Source organism: Psychrobacter cibarius (assembly GCF_904845955.1).
In the GTDB taxonomy this organism is placed as follows: Bacteria; Pseudomonadota; Gammaproteobacteria; order Pseudomonadales; family Moraxellaceae; genus Psychrobacter; species Psychrobacter cibarius_B.
The window spans coordinates 609,411-631,722 of sequence record NZ_CAJGYX010000002.1; the positions used below are offsets into that span (position 1 = coordinate 609,411).

General features: G+C 41.3%; 16 protein-coding genes, 1 tRNA gene, 1 other RNA gene and 1 pseudogene. 18 read left to right on the top strand and 1 reads right to left on the bottom strand.

Annotation, left to right across the window (positions count from 1 at the left end):
• The first annotated feature begins 5 nt into the window (after positions 1–5).
• The 15 genes and pseudogenes from rnpB to JMV76_RS06115 all read left to right on the top strand — a co-directional run bounded on the left by rnpB (position 6) and on the right by JMV76_RS06115 (position 16,618).
• An RNA gene (gene rnpB, locus JMV76_RS06045) (RNase P RNA component class A) lies at positions 6–389 on the top strand.
• 119 nt (positions 390–508) lie between these two features.
• Positions 509–585 (top strand) — tRNA-Met (locus JMV76_RS06050).
• A gap of 236 nt (positions 586–821) precedes the next feature.
• Complete coding sequence (locus JMV76_RS06055) at positions 822–1,634, top strand: ABC transporter permease (RefSeq protein WP_201501975.1); 813 nt, start codon at positions 822–824, stop codon at positions 1,632–1,634.
• A 14-nt stretch (positions 1,635–1,648) separates the two neighbouring features.
• Positions 1,649–2,320 carry an ABC transporter ATP-binding protein gene (locus tag JMV76_RS06060; protein WP_201501976.1) on the top strand — a complete coding sequence of 224 codons (672 nt, stop codon included), beginning with the start codon at positions 1,649–1,651 and terminating at the stop codon, positions 2,318–2,320.
• Positions 2,321–2,386: 66 nt separating this feature from the next.
• Positions 2,387–3,403 (top strand): capsule biosynthesis protein, encoded by a 1,017-nt coding sequence (locus JMV76_RS06065; protein ID WP_201501977.1) that lies wholly within the window; start codon positions 2,387–2,389, stop codon positions 3,401–3,403.
• Positions 3,404–3,458: 55 nt separating this feature from the next.
• A complete protein-coding gene (locus JMV76_RS06070; RefSeq protein WP_201501978.1) occupies positions 3,459–5,240 on the top strand; it encodes a polysaccharide biosynthesis/export family protein in 1,782 nt (593 codons plus the stop codon).
• An 80-nt stretch (positions 5,241–5,320) separates the two neighbouring features.
• Entirely contained in the window at positions 5,321–7,903 is a 2,583-nt protein-coding gene (locus tag JMV76_RS06075) for a capsular polysaccharide biosynthesis protein (protein WP_201501979.1), read from the top strand.
• Positions 7,904–8,063: 160 nt separating this feature from the next.
• The gene (locus JMV76_RS06080) at positions 8,064–9,308 is read left to right on the top strand and encodes a capsule biosynthesis protein (RefSeq protein ID WP_201501980.1); all 1,245 of its coding nucleotides are present in this window, start codon (positions 8,064–8,066) and stop codon (positions 9,306–9,308) included.
• A gap of 349 nt (positions 9,309–9,657) precedes the next feature.
• Complete coding sequence (gene lepA, locus JMV76_RS06085; RefSeq protein WP_060490420.1) at positions 9,658–11,454, top strand: translation elongation factor 4; 1,797 nt, start codon at positions 9,658–9,660, stop codon at positions 11,452–11,454.
• A gap of 104 nt (positions 11,455–11,558) precedes the next feature.
• Positions 11,559–12,461 carry a signal peptidase I gene (lepB, locus tag JMV76_RS06090; RefSeq protein ID WP_201501981.1) on the top strand — a complete coding sequence of 301 codons (903 nt, stop codon included), beginning with the start codon at positions 11,559–11,561 and terminating at the stop codon, positions 12,459–12,461.
• 145 nt (positions 12,462–12,606) lie between these two features.
• Positions 12,607–12,999 carry a DUF4845 domain-containing protein gene (locus JMV76_RS06095; RefSeq protein WP_227690139.1) on the top strand — a complete coding sequence of 131 codons (393 nt, stop codon included), beginning with the start codon at positions 12,607–12,609 and terminating at the stop codon, positions 12,997–12,999.
• Between the two features lie 120 nt (positions 13,000–13,119).
• On the top strand, positions 13,120–13,917 hold the full coding sequence (gene rnc / locus JMV76_RS06100; RefSeq protein ID WP_055125735.1) for a ribonuclease III: 798 nt from the start codon (positions 13,120–13,122) through the stop codon (positions 13,915–13,917).
• 361 nt (positions 13,918–14,278) lie between these two features.
• Complete coding sequence (gene era, locus JMV76_RS06105) at positions 14,279–15,244, top strand: GTPase Era (RefSeq protein ID WP_045443844.1); 966 nt, start codon at positions 14,279–14,281, stop codon at positions 15,242–15,244.
• A gap of 56 nt (positions 15,245–15,300) precedes the next feature.
• Positions 15,301–16,077 carry a DNA repair protein RecO gene (recO, locus tag JMV76_RS06110; RefSeq protein ID WP_201501982.1) on the top strand — a complete coding sequence of 259 codons (777 nt, stop codon included), beginning with the start codon at positions 15,301–15,303 and terminating at the stop codon, positions 16,075–16,077.
• A 118-nt stretch (positions 16,078–16,195) separates the two neighbouring features.
• Positions 16,196–16,618, top strand: a pseudogene (locus JMV76_RS06115) (pyridoxine 5'-phosphate synthase).
• An 87-nt stretch (positions 16,619–16,705) separates the two neighbouring features.
• Here the strand turns inward: JMV76_RS06115 and JMV76_RS06120 are convergent.
• Positions 16,706–17,431, bottom strand: coding sequence for a GspH/FimT family pseudopilin (locus JMV76_RS06120; RefSeq protein ID WP_201501983.1), 726 nt, complete (start codon positions 17,429–17,431; stop codon positions 16,706–16,708).
• A 560-nt stretch (positions 17,432–17,991) separates the two neighbouring features.
• Between JMV76_RS06120 and JMV76_RS06125 the strand changes: the two genes are divergently transcribed.
• The 3 genes from JMV76_RS06125 to mscL all read left to right on the top strand — a co-directional run bounded on the left by JMV76_RS06125 (position 17,992) and on the right by mscL (position 22,238).
• Entirely contained in the window at positions 17,992–19,302 is a 1,311-nt protein-coding gene (locus JMV76_RS06125; protein ID WP_060490426.1) for an OmpA family protein, read from the top strand.
• Positions 19,303–19,658: 356 nt separating this feature from the next.
• Positions 19,659–21,509 carry a translational GTPase TypA gene (gene typA / locus JMV76_RS06130; protein WP_193007712.1) on the top strand — a complete coding sequence of 617 codons (1,851 nt, stop codon included), beginning with the start codon at positions 19,659–19,661 and terminating at the stop codon, positions 21,507–21,509.
• A gap of 285 nt (positions 21,510–21,794) precedes the next feature.
• A complete protein-coding gene (mscL, locus tag JMV76_RS06135) occupies positions 21,795–22,238 on the top strand; it encodes a large conductance mechanosensitive channel protein MscL (RefSeq protein WP_201501984.1) in 444 nt (147 codons plus the stop codon).
• Positions 22,239–22,312 lie beyond the last annotated feature (74 nt).

Here is a 22,312-nt window from a genome sequence, read left to right on the forward strand (position 1 = left end):
CGCGCTTGGTAGACTAGGCAATCGCCGCTGCACACTGGCAACAGACTGAGCAGGGGAGGAAAGTCCGGGCTACATAGGGCAGCGTGCCAGCTAACGGCTGGGCAGGGTAACTTGACGACAAGTGCAGCAGAGAGTAGACCGCCTTTGGCTTATATGAGTATCGCAAGATGTTCATGTCATCGGTAAGGGTGAAAGGGTGCGGTAAGAGCGCACCGCGTGTCTGGCAACAGTTCACGGCATGGTAAACTCCACGCGTAGCAAGACCAAATAGGCATCGGCATGGCGCGGCCCGCGTTCGATGCGGGTAGGTTGCTTGAGCGTACGAGCGATTGTACGCCTAGAGGAATGATTGTCCACGACAGAACCCGGCTTATCGGTTTGCCAAACCTTTTTTATGGTTCGTGATAAAAATGCAGCTAATTTGAATAAATTTCATATTTTCTGCAAAAAATGCCCTTATAGGGGTTGACGACAGTCAACAGCTTGGGTAAGATGTGCATCCTAAAATGGCGATGTAGCTCAGCTGGTTAGAGCGCATGACTCATAATCGTGAGGTCAAGAGTTCAAGTCTCTTCATCGCCACCATTTTTAGCAATACCTGTAATATTAAAAATACCAATCATTATTTGATTGGTTTTTTTTTGCCTGAAATAAATTATTTCAGAATATGGTGAATGGTTCAATGCGCACCATAAAATTATAATTACCTACTGATTTCTTGCTAAATCATAGCTTTATCTGTTTAGGTACAGATTAATTGTTGTAACTTATGTCCCTCTTACTTATCATAGGGGCTGTTTTCGGTAAAGTCCTGTAACGCCATGTCTGTACAACTACCTCCTTATCGTCCTATCAAGCATCGCAGTGGTCTAAAAGTCATGGGTGCTGCCTTTCACGCATTGCTCATGCGTGAGCTGCAAACGCGCTTTGGTGGTTATCGCTTGGGCTATCTGTGGGCACCACTAGAGATACTGTTCCAAGTTGCTATTTATTTGATAGTATTTGGCGCTATTATGACCCGTGTGCTGCCAGGGATGGATTACATGTTATTTCTGGTGGCAGGCCTAGTGCCTTTTCGTATGATGAGTACCATAGCAACACGATCGTTAGGAGCAGTTGAGGCCAATCAAGGGCTTTTAATGTATCGATCAGTACGTCACATTGACGTCATTATTGCCCGCTCATTTTTAGAGTTAGTGATTTATTTTTTTACCTTTGTACTGTTGTTAGTCATACTTGCATTCATTGGTATTCCCATCAGCCTTGCACATTTGAATGTAGTATTGTTTTGTTGGTTAACCTTATTCTTATTTGGTTTTGGTCTAGCGATGATTATGATGGTTGTCGGTTATTATGGTGGTGAAATCAGCAAAATTATAGGTTTGATTTTTACTATTTTATATTTTGTATCTGGAATTATGTATTCTATTCATATTATTCCTGAACCATATCTGAGTTATTTATTATATATTCCATTTGTCCATAATATTGAACTAATGAGAAATGCACTATCTCCTACTTATCCTGCGTATCATATTGACATAACGTATTTTTTAAAATGGATGGTCGCAGTCAATTTCTTAGGTTTATTGATGTATAAAGCAGTAGAAAGAGACTTAATACGTTCTAAATAACGACAGGTAAATGAATGATTGAAATTAGAAATGTTTCTAAATCCTTTATGACCAAGCAAGGTCGGCATTATCTATTTAAAGATCTAAATCTGACTATTGGTGATAAAAAAAGTGTGGGTTTACTCGGTCGTAATGGGGCGGGTAAATCAACTTTGCTGCGTATTATTTGCGGACTAGATAAGCCTGATCACGGAGAGATTATTACCGACTCGACGATTTCTTGGCCAGTAGGGGTAGCCGGCGGTTTCCAAGGTAGTTTGACGGGTCGTCAAAACGTCCGCTTTGTTTGCCGTCTGTATTCAAGCGGTTCCTATATTGACGAAAAAATTCGTTTTGTGGAAGAGTTTGCAGATATCGGAAACTATTTCGATATGCCGGTAAAAAGTTATTCATCAGGCATGAGAGCGCGATTAACCTTTGGGCTAAGTTTGGCCTTTGATTTTGATTATTATATGCTTGATGAAGCGGGTGCGGTTGGGGACGCGGCTTTTCGTAAGCGTAGTGAAGAGATATTGGCCGCGCGCCGTGAACAAGCAGGGTTTTTAATCGTATCGCATAACATCGGTGATATTAAGCGTAATTGTGACATTGGTATTGTGCTAATGGATCAAACAGCACACGTCTTTGAAGACACAACAGAAGCGATTGAGGTATATGAAGAGCATGTCCACAAAGCGAAAAAATAAGATAATTGACTTCTCGCTGTTTATTGGCTTGGTGTCCTCCCTTGGGTATTGGTGATATTTTATGTCATGACCATTGCTCATCCGCGGTTTATTTCGACGGCTGATGTGGTGGTCAAACAAGTCAGTGATACCAGTGTGCCTTCTGGCGGTGGACTGTCGGCCTTGTTGGGTGTGAACAGTACCAGTAAAGAAGATGCGACTTATCTGACCGAGTATATTCTATCCAATGATATGGTGAAGCGCCTTGATAATAAGTTCAAGTTCCGCGAAGCGTATCATGTCGATGGCTCAGATCCACTTAATGAGATTGAGCCTGATGCCACACAAGAAGAGTTACTTGAGTACTTTAAAAAACGCGTGCACATCAATCTGGACGAGCAAAGCTATGTGCTGTCAGTATCGACAGAAGCCTTTGATCCAAAGTATGCTTTTGAGCTGAATAAAACGATCCTCAATGAGTCTGAGCAGTTCGTCAACCGTATTTCACAAGAGGTGGCTCGTGATCAGCTGGTATTTGCAGAGACGCAATTGGATGAATCACAAGATCGCTTGAATGATGCCAAAGAGAAATTGTTAAACTATCAGAACGAAAATGAGATTTACGATCCACAATCCAATGCTCAAATTGTGAATCAGCTGATTGGTAGTTTGCAAGCGCAATTAAGCTCATTACGTACCGAAGAGCGTCAATTACTCAGCTATCTAAATCCAGATGCTCCGCAAGTAGTGTCATTAAGAAGCCAGATCAAAGCAGTCGAAGAGCAAATCAACCAAGAGCAAACCAAACTGACATCACCGAATACCACCAAGTTAAACCGTCAAGCGGTACAGTTTGAGACTATCAAGGCAGATGTTGATTTCGCTACTGAGCTCTATAAATTGTCGTTATCTTCACTTGAGAAGGCACGTTTAGAAGCTTTTAAAAAGATGAAGAATTTGATTGTTATCTCAACACCATATCAGGCTGAAGAAGCAACTTATCCACGCCGTGCTTATATTATTTGGACGTCGCTAGCATTACTTTTGATGCTTTATGGATTTGTGCGCCTAGTGATGGCGGTTGTCCGTGATCATCGTAGCTAGTTTTAACACACCAGATATCAGTAATGATCGATAGATCAGCAAAGGAATACCACTCATGAATATGAAACCACGTCCTCTTGTGACCGTGATAAAAGTGTTAAGTTTGGCCATGGCCGCCAGCAGTGTATCAGCACTAGCAGCAGGCAGTTATGCTGATCAAATCTCAGGATCTAGCTTTGGCACCAGCAATAACAGCATGAGTCAAGACCAAAACAGCAATAACATCAATGTCTCAACACAGGCATTTGCAGGCGGTGTATCAGGACAGGCGACCGCGCAAGAAGCGGTTAATGCCTCAAGCTTGCCAAGTCAGTCAGTCATCAATACCACGCGCCCCTATCAAGACATCAACACGCAAGACATGATGTTTGGTGAGCAGCTCTTCCGTGGAGCATTTTCGACCACCTCTGGCTCTACCTTTAATGACAGTTACGTGATCAACCCGGGTGATAACGTCCAAGTACGGATGTGGGGCGCTTATCAATATGCGGCTACCATGACCGTCGACCCACAAGGCAATATTTTCTTACCAAATATCGGTCCAGTACGTGTCTCAGGTGTGCAAAATGGCAGTCTGCAAAATGTGGTAAAAAGTGCTGTCAGTCGTATTTATCGCTCGAACGTTGGCGTTTATGCCTCATTAGAGCAAGCACAGCCAGTAAAAATATTTGTAACAGGTTTCGTTAAACAACCTGGTTATTACGGCGGTTTAGCAGCAGACTCTGTATTGTCTTATTTGGATAGAGCAGGCGGCGTTGACCCAACACGTGGTAGTTATATTGATATTCAAATCAAACGTAATGGGCAAATGCTACAGCAAGTCAACCTGTATGATTTTTTACTAGCGGGTAAATTACAAGCATTCTCTTTTCGTGACGGCGATGTGATTACGGTCGCGCCGCAGAAAAAAACCTTTGAAGTAGGCGGTCAAGTCCAAAACGAATATACCTTTGAATTTGATGTGAACGATCTGACCATTGGTGATGTATTGCAAGTGGCCAATCCAGCAGCAAATGCGACCAACGTTAGTATCACTCGCAGTGCAGGACGCGCGCAGACGGCAGAATATTACTCGTTAGCAGAAGCTCAAAACGTGCCTGTTTATAATGGTGATCAGATGGTAGTTACCTCCGATCGCTATGCGGGCACAATTGCGGTGCAAGTAAAAGGTGCGCATACGGGTAATGGTGCCATGGTTGTACCATATGGTGCTCGCTTAAAGGACATCGTGCCACAGCTACAGCCAAGCCCACTCGCTAAACTGACTCATCTGACCATTTATCGTGAGTCTGTTGCTGAGCAACAAAAACGCATGATTAATGAGTCGCTCGATCGTCTAGAAGAGCTGACGCTTGCCACGCAGTCAACCACTCGTGAAGAAGCAGCACTGCGTCAAGACGATGCAGTGTTGGTTAAGCAGTTTGTTGCCAAAGCGCGTAATGTTAAAACGACGGGTCAAATTGTTGTCGTCCCGAATTCGTGGCAGGATATTATCTTACAGCAAGGTGATATCATTGAGATACCTGCGCAAACGTCTGTCATTACCGTTAATGGTCAAGTACGAGCACAAGGCGCGCTGACCTTTAATCCAGATTATACCGTTGGTGATTATGTTGCCAATTCAGGCGGTTTCTCTGACAATGCTGATGTTAAAGAAATCTTGATTATCCATCAAAATGGCGCCAGTGAGGTGGTCAATACCGCTTACCGTATCCAGCAAGGCGATGAGATTATGGTATTACCAAAAGTCAAAACCAAGCGCGTAGAAATTGCTCGTGGCTTATCGCAAATTGTTTATCAGTTGGCCATTGCTGCTAAAGTGGTTCTCGATTTATAACCATTATTGAAAAGTTGTATAACAAGAGAACAAGTCATTTGCATAGATAGATGCAAAAGTAATGAATAAGGGTGTTAAAAATGGCAAAAAGTGCGGCAGATGATGTCAATGTGGCAGTGACCTCTCACTCTGATAATGCGCTGCTTTTGCCATCATCCCCATACCAATTGCCACAGCATTTGGCGGTCATTGGTAAAGGTATGCGTCAAAACAATGTACTTTTGTCTCAGGTATTGCAAGCAGATATTCAGCGCTGGTATCCGTGGTCAGGTATACCGCAACGTATCAATGCAGGTAAAACGCATTTACTGTCTGCATTGCCATTACCAAACATGATAAAAAATCAGATAACTCATTTGTCCAGTTCCTCTCTCTCTTTTCAGCAACCCGATGCCTTTATCGGTTGGGGTCGTAAAAAAAGTTATCAACGAGCTAATAAAGTGGCTAAGCGGCAAAAGCTTGAGACATTAAGTGTCGAAGATGGCTTTTTGCGCTCATTAGATTCTGGTATTAGCAGCCGTCATGGCCTGAGTGTCGTCGTTGATGACCTTGGTATTTATTTTGATACGACGCATGACTCACGCCTTGAGCAGCTGATTATTGAGCGTACTAAAAATGCTACTACGCCTAATAGTTACGAAATAGATGACGCGCGTGCGCGGCAATTGATGGCATGTATTTGTAATGAGCAGCTCAGTAAATATAACGCAGTGATCGATTGTCCGTCCTTGAATGAATTGATGAATCAAGACGGCGTTAACACAACGGCAGATTCCTTGAAATCACATGTTTTATTGATTGACCAAGTGGTTGGTGATGCTTCTATCACTGGTGCGGGCGCGGATAAACGTCAGTTTAAAAAGATGTTAACATCTGCGTGTCGTAATCATCCTCACGCCCATATTTGGATAAAGGCACATCCTGCGTCAAAATCAGGATACCTGACCCGTTTAAAACTACCTAAACAGGTTCGGCTATTAACGCAAGCACTCAATCCTATACAGCTATTAGAGCAAGTTGACCATGTTTATACGGTCAGCTCACATATGGGCTTTGAAGGGTTGATGTTAGGTAAAGCAGTACATTGCTTCGGGGTCAATTGGTATAGTGGCTGGGGTCTAACTGATGACAGCGGCGCACCCAAAAAGCTGCTTAAAGCGGTCGAGAAACGTCGTCAAAAACTTGTCAGCAAACTGCTAGAGGCTCAGGGACATTCAAATCCTGCATTGTTTCCTAAATCATTTGCTAAAAAAACATCTGCAACGTTAGAAACGTTATTTTATAGCGCCTATATAGATTATAGTCGTTATGTAGATCCAGCCACCAAGCAAGCCTGTGATATTGATACAGCGATAGAATGGCTAGTGACTAATCGATATTGGCAAGCGCGCCTTGAAGGGGATCTCACGATATATGAATTTAGTCGCTGGAAATTACCATTTGTAAAAGCTTTTACGAATCTACCGCGTACGACATTATTTATCAAACCCAAGCCACGTCTCAAGAATTTATTGCATCCTGATCATTTTCGTGTTGATTATCAGCAGCCTCTACTAGTGTGGGGTTTAGCTAAGCGACAACAGGTACAAAATAAATTACAGCGTAAGCTTGAGAAACAGCCGCATTTGTCCATACCGTCTATATACTGTATGGAAGATGGGTTTATCCGCTCAAATGGTTTGGGCGCGACGTTGTTAGCACCGTTGTCGGTCGTCATAGACAAGCAAGGTATTTATTATGATGCGACCCAGCCTTCAGATTTAGAGACGTTGCTACGCCATTGTCAAGCACTGAACCCACAGCAAAGTGTCCGTGTACAACAGCTGCAAGATAAATTGCTGAATCAGCGGGTGAGTAAATACAATGTTGGGGCTGAGGTCGACAGTGCTAATAACCGGCATAATTCTTGGATGCATGACGCTAGGGTATCTGGCAAGCGCCGTCTTCTTATCATTGGCCAAGTCGAAGATGATTTATCGGTGCAGTACTGTGGCTCGACGATCAAAACCAACAGCGGCTTGATTGAGCGTGTATGCCAAGACAATCCTGAGGCTTATCTTATTTATAAGCCGCATCCTGACGTTGAAGCAGGACTAAGGGCTGGTAAGGTTAGCGCAGAGTTTTTACAGCAGATCAGTGCCGTCGCCTATGATACCGCGATGCCTGATTGCTTAGAATGTGTCGATGAAGTACATACGATTAGCTCATTGACTGGCTTTGAGGCGTTGCTGCGTGGTTTAGACGTTACTTGCTACGGCTTACCGTTTTATGCTGGTTGGGGGTTAACGGCAGATATTGATGCCCAGTTTTCACCGAAAGCTGACTATTTAGAGAGACGAAAACGCGACACTGCATTAACGCTTGAGCAATTGTTATATTGTGCGCTTATTCGCTATCCCTTATATCGTTTACCTAATGGCTACGGGCTTGCACAAGTAGAGCAAGTGATTGACTATTTATACCCTCCTAAAAGCGCTCCTTTGCTTAAAGATATTCATAATACAGCGTCTCAAGCGCAAATATCTAACCCTATAAATAGCTCGATTAACCATGCGACTTCAGTTTTATCCATGCTATCTGAAAATTTTAAACGCCAATCGACGACTCGTTTTATGCAGCAGCGTCATCAATGGCAGCAGCGCCTGCGTAAACTATCTCGTTAGTTTATGCTAAACTTGTGACGCAAATCCATTGCGACAAGTAGGGGCTTTTTCGGTATAATCAGTGATGATTAGTGTGTATTTACACAGCTTAATATTCAAGTTGTGTAATAAATACTCTCGCTTTTATCCTTCATCTTCTCATTAATGGTAATTCAATACTATGGCAGCTTCGATGTCTCACTTGCTTACTCATCGACACGTCTTGCTGTTACAAGGAAAGATGGGCGGATTCTTCAACCGTTTTTCGACATTTCTGCAAACTCAAAATATTAAGGTTAGTAAGATTAACTTTAATGCAGGTGATGCATTTTTTTATCATCATGATAATACCTATGAATATACCGATACGTTAGCGCAGTTCTCTTCTTGGTTGCAGGCTTTCATTGAAGAAAATAGCATTGATGCGATTGTCTGTTTTGGTGATTGTCGCCCGCATCACACCCAAGCTGCTTATATCAGTGAGCAGTTGGGCACCTCTTTTTTTGTATTTGAAGAAGGCTACTTGCGTCCCGATTACATTACATTGCAAGAATATGGCATTAATGGCTATTCGCGCTTAAATACGGCAGATATTAAAGCGCTCAAAAAAGCCAATGATAAACCACTGTATACTCACAATCGTTTTTATCGTTTGAGTATCGCTGCGATTGTCTACTATATTATCGTTTGGATATACAAAAGTCGCTATCCGCACTATTCGCACTATCGCGGTATGACGGCGTGGCAAGAAGCAATCGCTTGGCTCAAAGCACCATGGCGTAAATTGCGAGGGTATTTACCTGATAAGCGATTGCAAAATAAGCTGACCAAAGAACAAAGTAATAATTATTTTTTGATTAGTTTACAAGTGCATAATGACTCGCAGATTACCCATCATAGTGACTATCGTGATGTGGTGCAGTTTATTGATGAGTCTATTGCCAGCTTTGCAGAGTATGCTGATAAGCAGCAATTACTAGTATTCAAGCATCATCCGTTAGATCGTGGTCATCGAGATTATCGCGAACTGGTATCTAGCTTGGCTAGACGATATCAAGTGGCGGATCGTGTATTCTATGGTTGCGACATGCACCTGCCAACCTTGATGAAACACAGTATTGGGATGGTGACCATCAATAGCACGACAGGGTTGCAATCGGTATATCACAAAAAACCTACCAAGATCATGGGTCGCGCGATTTATGATACGCCGAAACTGATAGATCAAAAACCACTTAATGAGTTTTGGCAACGACCTAACCGCCCAGATAATGAGTTTTATCTTAGATTCCGTGAATACTTGATAGAGCAAACTCAAATCAACGGGGCTTTTTACGGTAAGTCACCATGGATGCATAAATATCTGCATAGCGCAGGATGTGAACCCATAGAGAGGGATCTGTCCAAAACCAATACCCCTCAGTAGATTATTGATTGTTCATATCCAGTTAGCATGAGTCTTGTCGAAGTGAATAAGGTGCTATCAAGCCGCTCGCTTTCTATCTGTACAGTTATCCGCTCGTAACTTCACTTGTAAATCATCCCTCTGCTAATAAAATCGCCTTACTTTATGGTAGAAAACTGCTAGAATACTCTTTCATGCCTGCGCGTAAGAGTTGACGTCCTGAGCGGTTGATTGGAGATGATAATATTGGCAAATAAGCTGATTCTAATTATATTCTTTTCAACGATGGACAGCTATTTTAGCGGTTGCGCCTGACAGCATTTATTTCTTAATTTTATTATTCTATCACCCTTAATTTAGTAGGCGCTTTGTGACTGCATTAGCAAATATTCGTAACTTTTCAATCATTGCCCACATTGATCATGGCAAGTCGACGCTTGCTGATCGTTTTATTCAAATGTGCGGTGCCTTGCAAGATCGCGAGATGCAGGCGCAAGTACTTGACTCCATGGATATTGAGCGTGAGCGCGGTATCACCATTAAAGCGCAGTCGGTAACCTTATTCTACGATCATCCTAATGGTGAGCGCTATCAGCTCAACTTTATTGATACTCCAGGACACGTTGACTTCTCATATGAGGTGTCGCGTTCACTAGCCGCTTGTGAAGGGGCGCTATTGGTCGTTGATGCTGCGCAAGGGGTGGAAGCTCAGTCCGTGGCCAACTGCTATACTGCCGTAGATCAGGGTCTAGAAGTCATGGCGGTATTAAATAAAATTGATTTGCCACAAGTCGAGCCAGAACGCGTTATTCAAGAGATTGAAGACATCATTGGGATTGACGCTGTTGATGCGCCACGAGTCTCTGCTAAATCGGGCTTGGGCGTCGATAAGCTGCTAGAAGCATTGGTTGAATTTATCCCTGCACCGACTGGTGATCGTGAGGCGCCACTACAAGCATTGATTATTGACTCTTGGTTTGATAACTATCTAGGCGTTGTGTCTTTAGTTCGGGTACGTGAAGGTACTATCCGAAAAGGTGATAAACTTTATATCAAATCAACCAAAGAATCGCATTTAGTCGGCTCGATCGGTGTCTTTACGCCCAAGCCTGTCGATACGGGTATCTTGGAAGCGGGTGAAGTCGGTTTCATTATTGCTGGTATCAAAGATATCGCTGGCGCGCCAGTGGGTGATACGATTACTCATTCTAAAACGCCAGACGTTGAGCGTATTCCAGGTTTTAAACAGATTACTCCGCAAGTCTATGCCGGTATGTTCCCTGTTGATTCTACTGATTTTGAAAAATTCCGTGAAGCGCTACAAAAGCTACAAATCAATGATGCGTCATTGTTTTTTGAGCCTGATACCTCAGATGCACTAGGCTTTGGTTTCCGTTGTGGTTTCCTTGGTATGCTGCACATGGAAATTATCCAAGAGCGTTTAGAGCGTGAATATGACTTGGATTTGATTACTACTGCGCCATCCGTTATCTACGAGATCGTCAAGAAAAATGGCGATATCATGTATGTTGATAATCCATCAAGACTCCCTGAGCCGAATAATATTGAAGAGTTCCGTGAGCCCATTGCCCGCTGTCAGATTTTAGTACCGCAAGATTACTTAGGTAATGTCATGACGCTTTGTATCGAGCGCCGCGGCGTACAGGTAGATATGCGTTTTATGGGTCGTCAAGTACAGCTGATCTTTGATATTCCGATGGGAGAGGTGGTCATGGACTTCTTTGACCGTCTAAAATCAGTTTCGCGCGGTTTTGCCTCACTTGACTATAATTTTGAGCGTTATCAAGTCGATAAATTGGTTAAAGTAGATGTATTAATCAATGGCGAAAAAGTCGATGCGCTGGCCATGATTGTTCATGAAACCCAATCACGCTATCGTGGTAATGCTTTGGTGACTAAGATGAAAGAGTTGATTCCGCGTCAGATGTTTGATGTGGCAATTCAGGCCGCGATTGGTAGCCAAATTATTGGGCGTAGTACGGTGAAAGCCATGCGTAAAGACGTCTTGGCTAAGTGTTATGGCGGTGATGTGTCGCGTAAGAAAAAGCTATTGTCTAAGCAAAAAGCGGGTAAGAAACGTATGAAGCAAGTCGGTAATGTGGAGATTCCACAAGAAGCCTTCTTAGCGGTATTGCAGGTTGAGTAAGTCATTACTAATTGACTGGTCAATGATAGTTTTGTTGGTGTCATTAGTGGCGCAGTTGATAGTATAGATAGCCAGATAAGTCGCTCGTTAATAGGCAATTGAGTATGGATTTTGATTTTAATTTAATTTTAGTACCATTAACCATTGGTTTGGGTATTATTTGGCTATTAGATAAGCTAGCCCTGAAACAGCGTAAAACTCGCGGGCGTGGTCAAGAAAGTCTCTTGGTACGCTGGGCTTACGATTTTTTCCCCGTATTGGCAGTGGTGTTAATAGTACGCTCGTTTTTGATTGAGCCTTTTAATATCCCTTCATCTTCTATGGTGCCGACATTATATACGGGTGATTTTATTGCGGTTAATAAGTATGCCTACGGGGTGCGCCTACCGCTGACGTATAACAAAGTGCTGGATACGGGCGCGCCTGAGCATGGTGATGTGGCGGTATTCCGCTATCCTGAAAACCCAAGTATTTATTACATTAAGCGTGTCATTGGTTTGCCTGGTGATACTGTTAGTTATGATCAAGGGACACTTTCTATCAATGATATCCTAGTTGATACTAAGCCTGTCGATTTTGCGGCGAACCCTGAGTTGACCTCACAGCTTTATTTACCAGGACAAATTGGTCCAGGGCAAGTACTGACCGAAGACAGTGCGGCAGCGATGAGTGAGCAAGAAGAGGGTGAGGCGCAATACTTTCAGGAAACACAAGGTGAAAACAAGCATCTCGTTCGTTACTTAAATGGTATGAATAGCTCTCAATATGCACCATTTTTGCAGCAGCAATCGCCAGAGGTGGTTAGCTCAGCAGGTACCAAATGGCGTATTAGCGTTCCAGAAGGTCAGTATTTTGTGATGGGTGATAACCGTGATCGTAGTGCTGATGGTCGGTTTTGGGGATTTGTTCCTGATGAGAATTTAGCGGGTAAAGCGGTTTATATCTGGATGCATAAGCCACCCGGACTTAATTTACCAACCTTTGAACGCAATGGTACTATTGATTAAGATTATGTAATTAAGATTATGAGACGCTCTATTGGTTGATTTATCGATAATAGTTTTATGCTAATATTGTTGCTATCTAATAAACGGCTACCTAGTATTTCGGTAGCTCCTAAAAATAGTTGTTTACCAGTAGAGGGATATCATAGTGCAGCAATTATCTGGAATCGCCACACAGCGTGGTGCTAGCGTAACGAGTATCGTTTTAATTATTCTTGTGTTAGGAGTTGCTGCCAAATTGATGGTTGCTATCGTACCTGCTCAGATCGGTGATTATCAATTGACCAAGACCTTAAGCGCACAGCTTAAGGAAGCAAATAATAATAATGAGACGGCCAAGCAGTTTGTCGAGCGTGTCAATAGACAGCTATCTATTAATGCTGATTATGATACTCAGGCGGAAGACGTATTTACTTTTATTGATAAAAAGACGGGACAATTGGCTATTCGTAAACAATATGCAGTCACTAACAATTTCTTTGGTAATGTTGATATCGTTAATCGCTTCGAAGGTGATATCGATATGACAACAGCAGAGTAACTAAAAAGAGTGTTAGATCACTCTTAAACTTTTTAATATCTGAATGTCTTTATAATATTTATTAATCCATACTATTACTAACCAAATCAGTAAAACAGAAGGGATAACCACAAGCCACGCATGAAACCAACTTTGCAGCACTCCCAAGCGATTCCTACTCCTCAACAAAATAGCACGTCTGTCGACACGCTGATTGTTAGCTCAGAATTTATTCAGCAATTAGCCGTATTAACACGCAAGTTAGGCTATGTGTTTAAGGACTTGAGCCTTCCCAAACTTGCGTTGACACACCGCTCATTTGATAGCAAAAAAAATTATGAGCGTTTAGAGTTTTTAGGAGACGCGCTGTTAGGAATGATTGTGGGTGAGGCTTTATATCATCGCTATCCTAGCCAAAATGAGGGTCGCTTGACTCGTATGCGTGCCACTTTGGTACGTCAAGAATCATTGGTCATTATTGCGCAAAACTTAGAGCTCTCTAATCATTTGATATTAGGGATAGGCGAGCGTAAAGGTGGTGGGCGCAATCGCGCTTCTATATTGGCTGATGCCGTGGAGTCTTTGATTGGTGCTATTTATTTAGACAGCCAAGATTTGGATATTACTCGCGATTGTGTACTCTCATGGTATGGTGATTTGATTGACAACGTTAATGACCAAAAAGCGTTAAAAGATGCCAAGAGTCGATTGCAAGAGTGGCTACAATCTAAGCAATTTGATCTGCCACATTATGAGCTAATGGAAACACGTGGTAACGCGCCGCATCAAATTTTTGTTGTACGTTGTCATGTTAATATCAATAACTGTGTTGATATTACTGAATCTGGTGAGAGCCGCCGTATCGCTGAACAAAAAGCAGCAGAACTAATGATTAACCAATTGCATAAACTGCCGAGCTCAGCTAAAAAGCGATCCTAACTAGGATTAACCTATGGATCGTACATACCACTTTTTTTGACAATATATGTTAAGTGACGTTTCAAAAATCGTTTATTTGAATTAGCGTAAACGTCACACATTTCAAAACCTTAAATATTTCCCAGCCGATGATGGTTTTGCTTTTTTAGTGCTGATACAGCCAATACATCATTAAGCATCATTTGACTGGGCATAAATTCTATAGGATTAACCTATGAGCAATCGTACTGACTTGCCATCCAATGATGAAGATAATGCCAAAAATATGACCGAAAACACAGAATTGAATCAAAACCAAGATAATATCGATATTACTAATGATGGCATCAATCAAGCAGAAGATACTACTGTAGACAATGATATGGCAATTGAAGAATTCTTTGCCCCTAGTAGTCATGCAGGTATTGCTGATGATTTTAAAGCGGGTTATGTCGCGATCGTTGGACGTCCAAACGTTGGTAAATCGACTTTAATGAATCACTTATTGGGTCAAAAGCTGTCTATTACATCACGTAAGCCGCAAACGACTCGTCACCGTATCCACGGTATTTTGTCAAATCATGAGATGCAGGCAGTATTCGTTGACACGCCAGGTATTCACCGCAATGAAGTACGTGCTATTAATGAGCGTATGAATAAAGCTGCGGTATCTGCATTAGTAGATGTTGATTTGGTATTATTCGTTGTTGATTCAGATCAATGGCGTGATGATGATTTGTTGGTTTTACAAAAGCTTGGCGATACCAATTTAAATGTAGTATTAGTTATTAATAAATCTGATACCTTAAAAGATAAAGGCAGCGTGTTGCCGCTGATTGAGACGTTTAATGACAGTTTTGATTTTGCTGATATCGTACCAGTATCTGCCTTAAAAAACCAAAACCTAGATCGTCTACAAGAAGTGATTGCTTCGCATCTTCCTATTGCTGCCCCTATCTATGATACCGAGCAAATTACTGACCGCTCAGAACGATTTTTGGCCAGTGAAATTATCCGCGAAAAAATCATGCGTAGCGCTGGTGACGAAGTGCCATATGACTTAACTGTACAGATTGATGGATTCAAAGATGAGCCTGCGCACACTGATCCAAAGACAGGGCGTCCACGTAAGGCTTGTACTTTCATCGATGCGACTATTTATGTTGAACGTAGTGGTCAAAAGGCCATTGTGATTGGTGATAAAGGTCAGCGTATTAAGCAAGTTGGTATGGATGCTCGTAAAGATATGGAGCAGCTATTTGATAAAAAAATCATGCTGACACTGTGGGTGAAAGTGAAACGTGGCTGGTCTGATGACGAACGTGCATTGACTAGCTTAGGATATTGATTGAAGAATAGCGCTTGAATCACTTTTCTATAGTTTTGATGCTGAGGTGATAAAAAATGCGTAACGAAGCGTTAATCGGTTATTTATTGCATCAGCGTCCTTATCAAGAAAAGCGCGCCTTATATTATCTGTTTTCTCAGCAACATGGTGTGATCCATGGTATTGGGAAAAAAGGCGCGCCATTGTTCATGCCATTGCAGCTCTTTGCCACTGGTAAACGCGATTTAAAAACGTTTAGTCAGATCAATATTGCATCGCAACACACAACTCAAACAGGCATAGCAAAAGATGATGGCATTGCCACTGTTTTAGAAGCACTGCCCTACGAAAATATCACAGGTCAACATCAATATGCGGCGTTGTATTTAAACGAAATACTATGGCGGTTGTTGTCGACTGAAGATCCAATGCCAGTATTATGGCTACATTACCAGGACAGTCTGTCTCAGCTTAGGCGACCTTTGAGCGCCAACGAATTACGGTTATGCTTGCGCCAATTTGAGCAGCATTTATTCAATGAGTTGGGTTTTAGCTTAATATTGACGCAGGATAGTATTGAAAACATCATTCAGCCTGACGATTCTTATCGTTTTCTACCTGATGTTGGTTTAGTGCCTGTCTTGCAGAATGATATACAGACTGAGCATTTAGACAATACTATTGAGCAATGTTTTTTCAAAGGTACTGATATCATTGCGATGACGCAGTTAGGTATTACTGACAAAACCTTAAATAATTGGTCAAAAATCCATCGACAGCTTATTGACCATTTACTGGATTATCAACCATTGCAAAGCCGTCTATTATGGCAGCAGCAACAGCGTTACCAATAAATAATAGTGCTACTCTCAAAGTGCTGTAACCACTCGGATTGCTACTGAGACTGTCTAAAGTTTCATATTCTTGTACCGTTGTTCAGTCAATTGGTTTTCGTTATCAAAAAAAATTCTTATGACCACTGCTTCATTAACTTCATCTAACAACCCCTTCCAAAAACTTTTATTAAGTGTAAACATTGATCACATAGCAACTTTACGTCAAGCGCGTGGGGTTAGTTATCCAAGCCCTTTAGCCGAAGCTCTTTGATGCGAGAAGGCGGGAGCAGATGGTATTGAGTTATATACAGGCGCTTATGCTGAGGCAAGCTTGGTAGCCGATATGGACATGCAAAATGCTGAGCTGAAACGAATTAAGCAAGCTGTTGCTACTGTTTGACGCAGTGATAATAACCTCTTAATTAACGCAGGTTATGGTCTGACACGTGATAATGTGAGTGCTATCGCACAAATTAAGGGTATTTATGAGTTGAATATTGGTCGTGCATTCATTGCAGGCGCTGTATTTGTAGGACTCGAACAGGCAGTGATTATGTGAAAGAAGCAATATATACAGATCTACAAAGCTATTAAAAAATATCATTGCTAATTTATGTGAGTGGTAACTTATGCCATTAGTAATTTCTTATTCGTCACATTCAGTGGGATGATCTTCATTAAGTTTTTGTTTAACAATACCTCCTTGGTTAAATGATATTAGATACATTGCTTCATTATAAGCAACGATGGGACAGTATTTTATATGGCCAAAATGTCCTCGTGGTTTGCCACTATCACCCCAAAATTTGGTGTAGTGGCGTCGACTTCCAACTCGTAAACTTAGCTTACTGTATTTAGGATTTAAAGACTGCTGAACGACTAATGAATCTACCTGAGCATCAAAGTGATTATTGTCATTTTTATCTATGAATAACAAAAGCGTCTTATCGCTGTCTCTATGGCAGCGCCCTCCAGTATCAGATAAGCAAACAATGACATTCTGTCTTCTGATGTAACTCTCAGCCTTGGCTAAGGCAAGAGAATTCTCTAACTGACTTTGAATCCGTTTGGCTTCCATACGTGCTAATTGTGTTCGTATGACTGGGGCTACGATCATCACTATAATTACTAATACACATACAGTGACGATAAGTTCAACCAGCGTAAAACCCTTGTTATGTCTATTAACAGTGCTTGGGTCTGTTCTAGTGTTTGTATTAGGTGCTCTTTTATAGAGAGATACTATATATCTGTGATACACATAAAGAATCAATCGGCTCTGAGCTAGCCTGTGCTTATTTGAAGTAAAAACCCATAATATAAATGCTGAGAGCTTTTTATAACTTGATAATGTTTTATGCAGCAATGCCATGAGGCTTGTTACCTATAATAAGTAGTTTAGTTCAATAAAACAGTCTCGCTTCTTTAAATGTTATTCAATCCAATCATTGCATAAAATCGAGCCAATATGCGCGCGAAGTTTTGGAGTAATGATCAAATTTATGATGTTTGAAATAATGTTGAGTGCTATAATATAAACAGAATATATGTCTACTGTCAAAAAATGTTTCAATTAGTGAATGACTGGTTTTAATAATAGAGAAAAAATACTAACTGTACTAAAATACGCCCAGACAATAGATACTGTTAGGTTTACTATCTATTGTGAACTGACATACAAAAGATAAAAAGCGTAAGGTGTGTTAGTTCTAGGTAACTTAAGCTGGTTATTGTGTTTTAGTTACGACATTATCGTGTAATAATGTGTAGCTCGTTAACGAAAAAAGTTGTAAACTGAATTGATAATCGCTAAGCTACTCCTTAATTGGTTTTGCTTTGTCACTTAAAATTCGTAAAAGATGTCTATTTTAGAGCATCTTGAGAAGCGGTTTTGCTTAATGCATCACTCAAATTATCCTTTGGAGGAAGTCCATGAAATTGAATAAAATTGCTCTAGCTCTGGTTGCTGTAGCAGCTGCACCTTTAGCAGCTAATGCTGGCGTAACTATTAGCCCATTGTTACTAGGTTATCATTACACTGGCGAAGCTCATGACGAGCAACGCGAAGTCCTTAAGACTGGTAAAGACCTTTATATGAATGGTCAGAATCCATCACAACCAATTGATGGTCGTAACGGAAATCTAAACGGTGGCGTAGCTAAAGAAAGCAGTCTATATACTGGTGCTGCACTAGGTATTGAGCTAACTCCTTCTACTCAGTTCCAAGTAGAGTATGGTGTATCAAATGCAAACGGCGAAGCTTCAGAAAGATCAGCAGACGCTGGTGTTAACCGTTTTGACGTAGAACAAACCATGCTTTCTGGTAACTTCTTAATCGGTACTGAAGAATTTACTGGTTATACTGATAGCGCATTCAAACCATATGTATTGGTTGGTGCTGGTCAATCTAAGATTAAAGTAGAGAACCAAGAGCAATATGTTGCGACGGGTAATGCGCAAGGTACTACAGCAGGTCAACCTGTATCAGCTGGTACTGAAGTTGCAGAGTCTAAAGATACCATTGGTAACCTAGGTCTAGGTGCTATGTATCGTATCAACGATGCTTTAAGCCTACGTGGTGAAGCTCGTGCGATTCATAACTTTGATAATAACTGGTGGGAAGGCATGGCTTTGGCCGGTCTAGAAGTTGTACTTGGTGGCCATTTAGCGCCTACAGTAGCAGTACCACCAATGCAAGAGCCAGTTATCGATACTACTCCAGTAGTCGTAGTTGAATCTGATCTTGATTCTGATGGCGATGGCGTACCTGATAGCATCGATGCATGCCCAGGCACTCCTATGAATGTCGTAGTAGATGAGCGCGGTTGCCCAGTACCAGTAGATATTACTGATGAGCTGAAAATGGAACTACGTGTATTCTTTGATAACGATAAATCAACTATCAAATCTCAGTATCAACCTGAAATCGCTAAAGTAGCAGAGAAGATGCGCGAGTATCCTAACTCTACAGCACGTATCGAAGGTCATGCTTCTAAAACTGGTCCTTCAGCACGTTATAACCAACGTTTATCTGAAGCCCGTGCCGTTGCTGTTAAATCTATGTTAACTAACGAATTCGGTATTGCTCCAAACCGTATATCAACAGTTGGCTATGGTTATGACCAACCAATCGCTCCAAACGACACTGAAGAAGGTCGTGCTATGAACCGTCGTGTTTATGCCATCATCACTGGTGACAAAACAATGACTGTTGAACAAACTAAAGATATGGTTGTTCAGTAAATAGTATTGGACCGATTGTTTTACTAAATATATAGTTACAAAAAAAGTCACCTAATGGGTGGCTTTTTTTTATTTATGGATTGAGAAAAGCAAGTTATTACATAAATTTGTGGAGCAATAATGTTATACTAGCTGCCCAAACATTCTGTAAATTGACAGAATGTACATTAGCATAGCTATCTGTATGATGAATTTATCAGTGTAGATACTTGATTATATTGAAATTATTTGATTAACCGCATCTATTGTGCAGTCTTCTAAAAGTAAGTACTCAATATCTATCTGGTTGATGATAAAAGTTTATCCAGCGGCGCTTATTGCTACTGCATTTTTTTAAGACGAAACGAGCATTTTATATGGCGAACGATATCAAACACCTGCGTAACATTGCAATTATTGCCCACGTTGACCACGGTAAAACAACTTTGGTTGATAAGTTATTACATCAGTCTGGTACTTTTGGCGACCGTGCAAACATTGCTGAACGTGCAATGGATTCAGGCGATATTGAGCAAGAACGTGGTATTACCATTTTGGCTAAAAATACAGCCATCCGCTGGACAGATAAGACTGATGATACTGAATATCGTATCAACATTGTTGACACCCCAGGTCACGCCGACTTTGGTGGTGAAGTTGAGCGTGTAATGTCTATGGTTGACTGCGTGCTTCTAGTCGTTGATGCGGTTGATGGCCCAATGCCACAGACCCGTTTTGTGACGCAAAAAGCGTTCGAGCAAGGTCTAAAACCTATCGTTGTCATCAATAAAATTGACCGTCCTGGCTCACGCCCTGACTGGGTAATGGATCAAATCTTTGATCTTTTTGATAACTTGGGTGCAACTGATGAACAGCTTGATTTCCCAGTTGTTTATGCCTCAGCATTGAATGGTATTGCAGGTTTGGAAGCTGACGATTTGGCTGATGACATGACACCGCTTTTCAAAACAATTGTTGATGTGGTTCAGCCTCCTCAAGTTGATGCTGACGCACCTTTCCGTATGCAAATCTCAAGCCTTGATTACAACAGTTTTGTTGGCGTTATCGGCATTGGTCGTATTCAGCGTGGTAAAGTTAAAACCAATACTCAAGTGACTGTAATCGACAAAAACGGCAATACCCGTAATGGCCGTATTTTGAAAATTATGGGTTATCATGGTCTTGATCGTATTGATGTTGAAGATGCACAAGCTGGTGATATCGTTTGTATTACTGGTATTGATTCGCTTAATATCTCAGATACGATTTGTGATCCTAGTGCTGTCGAAGCATTACCAGCATTAACGGTTGATGAACCTACCGTTTCTATGAACTTCCAAGTAAATAACTCACCTTTTGCTGGTCGTGATGGTAAGTTTGTGACCTCGCGCAATATCCGTGAACGTCTTGAGCGTGAATTGATTCATAACGTAGCATTACGTGTAGAAGATACAGAGTCTCCTGATAAATTTAAAGTATCAGGTCGCGGTGAGCTTCATCTGTCTGTATTGATTGAAAACATGCGCCGTGAAGGTTTTGAGATGGGTGTTTCAGGCCCAGAAGTTATCGTAAAAGAAGTGGATGGTAAATTACAAGAGCCGTATGAAAACGTTGTTTTCGATATTGAAGATGAGCATCAAGGTTCTATCATGGAGCAGGTTGGCTTGCGTAAAGGCGAGATGACTAATATGGAGCTTGATGGTAAAGGTCGTATGCGTATCGAAGCGACGATGCCTGCCCGTGGTTTGATTGGTTTCCGTTCTGAGTTCTTAACGTTGACCTCAGGAACTGGTATCATGACGTCAAGCTTCTCACATTACGGTCCACAAAAGATCGGTGATGTTGGTGGTCGCTCGAACGGTGTCTTGGTTTCTATGGCAAAAGGTGTTTGCTTAGGTTTCGCGCTATTTAACCTGCAAAAACGCGGTAAGTTATTTGCTGAGCCACAGCTTGAAGTTTACGAAGGTATGATTGTTGGTCTTAACTCACGTAACGATGATATGGCTGTTAATCCAACGACTGCTAAGCAGTTAACCAACGTTCGTGCGAGTGGTACTGATGAAGCATTGACGTTGACTCCAGCAGTCAAGTTCACACTTGAGCAAGCGCTTGAATTCATTCAAGATGATGAATTGGTTGAAGTAACACCTAAGGCGATCCGTCTACGTAAGCGCTATTTGACTGAAAGTGAGCGTAAGCGTCACGGCCGTGGTAAAAAAAGTGCTTAATATTGAGCCATGAATTACTGAGTAATTTATTGGATTGATATTTTGTAGAAGCATTTGATGCTGTTTTTATTTAATAATGGTCATCAAGATAACTAAAAAATTAGCAGTATAGGGTGAACTAAATATGGTTCATTTTATGCTGCTTTTTTTTGTTGTAATTTCCATAAAATATAGTCAGAATAACCGACAGTAGTAGTGTTTCTTACTATTACTCTTAAGGCTCAAGATTGGGTCGACTGTTGAGATACTTATTCGATTATAGATTGGTATTTTGAGGAGAAAATAATGAGTATGGTTTCTGAGTTTAAAGAATTCGCTCTAAAAGGTAATGTGATGGACTTAGCGGTCGGTGTCATTATCGGTGGGGCATTTGCTACTATCACAACGTCCTTAGTTGAAGACATTATTATGCCAATAGTGGCTTTCATAGCAGGTGGCGAAATCAACTTCAAAAACATGTTCTTAGTGTTGGGTGATGCGCCTGAAGGTGTTGCCATGACCTATGATGCTCTCAAAGCAGCTGGCGTTCCTGTATTAGCCTATGGCAGTTTCATTACTGTACTGATTAATTTCTTAATTTTAGCATTTATTATTTTTATGATGGTTAGAGTGGTTAACAAAATGCGTCGTAAAGAAGAAGTGCAAGAGCTGGTAAAACAACCTTCAGAAGAGGTGCAATTGCTTCGTGAAATTAGTGCTAAGTTAAGTAATACCACTGTTTCAAAATAAAATATGATGATTTGATTAAAAATACAAAAAAGGCTAACACGACGTTAGCCTTTTTGATGGATAATTTATAAATG

What these genes read in the sequence shown, in the direction of transcription:
- JMV76_RS06080 (WP_201501980.1), top strand. Translation starts at nt 8,064, where the DNA reads ATGGCAGCTTCGATGTCTCACTTGCTTACTCATCGACACGTCTTGCTG.
- JMV76_RS06120 (WP_201501983.1), bottom strand. Translation starts at nt 17,431, where the DNA reads ATGGCATTGCTGCATAAAACATTATCAAGTTATAAAAAGCTCTCAGCA.
- JMV76_RS06065 (WP_201501977.1), top strand. Translation starts at nt 2,387, where the DNA reads ATGACCATTGCTCATCCGCGGTTTATTTCGACGGCTGATGTGGTGGTC.
- recO (WP_201501982.1), top strand. Translation starts at nt 15,301, where the DNA reads ATGCGTAACGAAGCGTTAATCGGTTATTTATTGCATCAGCGTCCTTAT.
- JMV76_RS06070 (WP_201501978.1), top strand. Translation starts at nt 3,459, where the DNA reads ATGAATATGAAACCACGTCCTCTTGTGACCGTGATAAAAGTGTTAAGT.
- lepB (WP_201501981.1), top strand. Translation starts at nt 11,559, where the DNA reads ATGGATTTTGATTTTAATTTAATTTTAGTACCATTAACCATTGGTTTG.
- JMV76_RS06055 (WP_201501975.1), top strand. Translation starts at nt 822, where the DNA reads ATGTCTGTACAACTACCTCCTTATCGTCCTATCAAGCATCGCAGTGGT.
- rnc (WP_055125735.1), top strand. Translation starts at nt 13,120, where the DNA reads ATGAAACCAACTTTGCAGCACTCCCAAGCGATTCCTACTCCTCAACAA.
- era (WP_045443844.1), top strand. Translation starts at nt 14,279, where the DNA reads ATGGCAATTGAAGAATTCTTTGCCCCTAGTAGTCATGCAGGTATTGCT.
- typA (WP_193007712.1), top strand. Translation starts at nt 19,659, where the DNA reads ATGGCGAACGATATCAAACACCTGCGTAACATTGCAATTATTGCCCAC.
- mscL (WP_201501984.1), top strand. Translation starts at nt 21,795, where the DNA reads ATGAGTATGGTTTCTGAGTTTAAAGAATTCGCTCTAAAAGGTAATGTG.
- JMV76_RS06125 (WP_060490426.1), top strand. Translation starts at nt 17,992, where the DNA reads ATGAAATTGAATAAAATTGCTCTAGCTCTGGTTGCTGTAGCAGCTGCA.
- JMV76_RS06075 (WP_201501979.1), top strand. Translation starts at nt 5,321, where the DNA reads ATGGCAAAAAGTGCGGCAGATGATGTCAATGTGGCAGTGACCTCTCAC.
- JMV76_RS06060 (WP_201501976.1), top strand. Translation starts at nt 1,649, where the DNA reads ATGATTGAAATTAGAAATGTTTCTAAATCCTTTATGACCAAGCAAGGT.